Origin of the sequence: Micrococcus sp. HSID17227 (genome assembly GCF_003989405.1) — a bacterium.
Taxonomy (GTDB): Bacteria; Actinomycetota; Actinomycetes; order Actinomycetales; family Micrococcaceae; genus Micrococcus; species Micrococcus luteus.
Genome location: NZ_RBLN01000245.1, coordinates 1 through 3134 on the forward strand (window position 1 = coordinate 1; position 3134 = coordinate 3134).

4 protein-coding genes are annotated in these 3134 nt (G+C 72.5%); 1 reads left to right on the top strand and 3 read right to left on the bottom strand.

The features are described 5' to 3' along the window. The 3 genes from D8M29_RS10205 to D8M29_RS10215 form a co-directional block, all read right to left on the bottom strand. Positions 1-1591 (bottom strand): HAMP domain-containing sensor histidine kinase (locus tag D8M29_RS10205; RefSeq protein WP_148111576.1); only part of this gene is annotated, 1591 nt, incomplete at its 3' end. A 1-nt stretch (position 1592) separates the two neighbouring features. Further along, entirely contained in the window at positions 1593-2303 is a 711-nt protein-coding gene (locus D8M29_RS10210; RefSeq protein WP_010079417.1) for a response regulator transcription factor, read from the bottom strand. 78 nt (positions 2304-2381) lie between these two features. Next, positions 2382-2633 carry a hypothetical protein gene (locus D8M29_RS10215; protein WP_036337423.1) on the bottom strand — a complete coding sequence of 84 codons (252 nt, stop codon included), beginning with the start codon at positions 2631-2633 and terminating at the stop codon, positions 2382-2384. A 211-nt stretch (positions 2634-2844) separates the two neighbouring features. On the opposite strand from D8M29_RS10215, the gene D8M29_RS10225 reads away from it, so the two are divergent. Further along, a partial coding sequence (locus D8M29_RS10225; protein WP_148111577.1) for a cold-shock protein occupies positions 2845-3134 on the top strand: 290 nt, incomplete at its 3' end.

Consider the following 3134-nt stretch of genomic DNA (forward strand, 5'->3'; position numbering starts at 1 on the left):
TCGGACCGGCCGCGTCGTCGTCGGTGTCCCGTGCGGGCAGGCGCTCGTCCTCGACGTCCTCGTCCGCCTCGTCCTCGAACGGTGCCCACGGCAGGTGGACGGAGAAGGTGGCGCCGCCGCCCTCGGTCTCCAGCAGCCGGACGGAGCCGCCGTGCTGGGCCACGATCGCCGCGACGATGGCCAGGCCGAGCCCCGTGCCGCCCGTCTCGCGGTGCCGGGAGGTGTCCGCGCGGTAGAACCGCTCGAAGATGCGGGCACGGTCCTCCTCGGACACGCCCGCCCCGTGGTCACGGATCTCGATCACGGAGCTGCGGCCCGCACCGTCCGCCCCCGCCTGGCCGCCGAGGTGGTCGACGGTGCCGACCGCGATCTCGATGGGGGTGCCGGCGGGGGTGTAGCGCAGGGCGTTGGTCATGAGGTTCACGACCACCTGGCGCATCCGGTTCTCGTCGCCGAGGATGGGCGCCGGGGCCGCCCGGTCGTCGTCGGGGCCCACGAGGGTGACCTTGCGGTCCGGGGCGTTCACGGACGCGTCCATCAGGGAGTCCATCGCGAGGATGAGCAGGTCCACCGGGGCGTGCTCGAGGGGGCGCTGCTCGTCGAGACGGGCCAGGGTGAGCAGGTCCTCCACGAGGCGGGTCATGCGGGTGGCCTCGGACTCGATGCGCTGCATGGCGGCGGCGACGTCCTCCTCCTCGCGCAGCCCGCCGTGCCGGTACAGCTCGGAGAACCCGCGGATGGTGACCAGGGGCGTGCGCAGCTCGTGGGAGGCGTCCTGCACGAAGCGGCGCATCTTGTCCTCGGAGATCTCCTTGTCCCGGAACGCGGACTCGATGTGCGCGAGCATGGCGTTGAGAGAGCGGGAGAGCCGGCCCACCTCGGTGTCGGGCGCCGCGCTCTCCACGCGCTGGCTCAGGTCGCCGGCGGCGATCTTGGCGGCGGTGCGCTCCACGCGGTTCAGGGTGCGGAACGCGCGCTGGACCGCCAGGTTGGCCACGATCACGGTGCCCGCCGTCGCGAGCAGGCCGATGGTCACGACGATCGAGGTGACGCGCTCGACGGAGGAGGTCACGCTCTGCAGGGGAAGGGCCACGGCCATGGTGCCGTCGCCGCTGCTGAGCCCGTACAGCTGCACGCGCCAGCCGCTCGAGTCCGGCTGTGTGCCGGGCACCTCGAAGGAGGCGGAGCCGCGCTCCAGGGCCTCGGCCGGGGTGATGTCCGGCAGGGCCGGCTCGTCCGCACCCGGCATCACCGGGGTCTGGACGACCCGCGCGCCCTCGTTGTCCCACACGACGCCGTAGAAGCGCAGGATGGGCAGCTGCGGCATGTAGTACTCGCCGGTCTGGGCGACGTTGGCCAGGTACATCGAGACGGTGTCCCGGTTGGCGGCCATGTCCTCGTCCAGCTGGCGCACCGCCTCCTGGCGGAACAGCACCGCGGTCGCCACGGCGGTGACGGCGACCAGGGCCAGCATGAGCGCCGCGATCATCACGACCAGCTTGGTGCGCAGGGACTGCCCCTGCCACGTGCCCCTCAGCCAGGCGCGCGGATGGCGGACGTGGGCCGCCGCGGCGTCGAGCCGCGCACGCACGTCAGCGCTTGTCCGCGGTGCGGAGCATGTAGCCGACGCCGCGCTTGGTGTGGATCATCTTCTCGTGGCCGCCGACGTCGATCTTGCGGCGCAGGTAGGAGATGTAGGACTCGACGATCGAGGCGTCCCCGTTGAAGTCGTACTCCCACACGTGGTCCAGGATCTGGGCCTTCGAGAGCACCCGGTTCGGGTTCATCATGAGGTAGCGCAGCAGCTTGAACTCGGTGGGGGAGAGCTCCACGACCTCGCCGCCGCGGCGGACCTCGTGCGCGTCGTCGTCGAGCTCGAGATCGTCCACGCGCAGCACCGCCGCGTCGTCGTCGTCGAGGGAGGCAGTGCGGCGCAGCACGGCGCGGATGCGGGCGACCACCTCGTCGAGGGAGAACGGCTTGGTCACGTAGTCGTCGCCGCCGACCGTCAGGCCGGTGATCTTGTCCTCGGTGCCGTCCCGCGCGGTGAGGAACACGACGGGGAAGTGACGGCCGGCGGAGCGCAGGCGGCGGGTCACGGTGAAGCCGTCCATGTCCGGGAGCATCACGTCCAGCACGGCCAGGTCCGGCTGGAACTCCTCGGCGGCGTCCAGGGCCTCCCGGCCGTTGGCCGCGGCCGTGACCTCGAAGCCGGCGTAGCGCAGGGATGTGGAGAGCAGCTCGCGGATGTTGGGCTCGTCGTCCACCACCAGGAGGCGTGCTTCGGGGTTCTGAGGCTGCATGGGGCCCAGTCAACCGCTCTGACCTGGGAACACCCTGAAAGGGTGCTGGATGCCGCGGGGCGTCGTCGGCCCGGCGACTCAGGGGCGCGAGCGTCGGACGGCGCCCAGCACCACGTGCAGCAGCATCAGGCCGAAGCCGACGGGCAGGCCGAACAGCGCGAGGGCGAACAGCGCCGGGGACGCCGGCCACGCCAGGAAGTACGCGGCCAGCAGGGCCACCAGGGCCAGGGCGGACACCGCCGTCACGGCCACGCCCAGCACCAGGACGACGCCACGACCGCCCCGGTGGTCGGTGGGCGCGGGGGCGGGGAGGGTGGAGGTCCGAGGCATGCCCGCCACTCTAGTCGGGCTATCCTGGGAGGTCATTGACGACCACGTCCTCCGCCGTCCCCTCCGGGCGCACGGCCAGGCTGGTCCCACCGATGCCGCGGCGCACCGCCACGCCGGTGCCGGACCCCGCCGACCCGAGACGAGAGCACGGCCGCCCCTGCGGCGCCGGCCCGACGCGGAGGACCCACATGACGAGGAGCAGGTGACGCACATGCCCACCGGACGCATCAAGTTCTACGACTCGACCAAGGGCTTCGGGTTCGCCCAGACGGACGAGGGCGAGGAGGTCCACGTGCCCGCCTCGGCCCTGCCGGCCGGGGTGACCGAGCTGCGCGGAGGCACCCGCGTGGAGTTCGGCGTGGCCGAGGGCCGCCGCGGCAAGCAGGCGCTCTCGCTGCGCGTGCTCGACGCCGCGCCCTCGGTGGTCCGCAACCACCGGCCGGGCGCCACCGAGATGGCCGTCCTCATGGAGGACCTCATCACGTGGCTGGACCAGGCCTC

Coding starts and splice junctions, on each gene's coding strand:
- D8M29_RS10210 (WP_010079417.1), bottom strand. CDS start 2,303: ATGCAGCCTCAGAACCCCGAAGCACGCCTCCTGGTGGTGGACGACGAG.
- D8M29_RS10215 (WP_036337423.1), bottom strand. CDS start 2,633: ATGCCTCGGACCTCCACCCTCCCCGCCCCCGCGCCCACCGACCACCGG.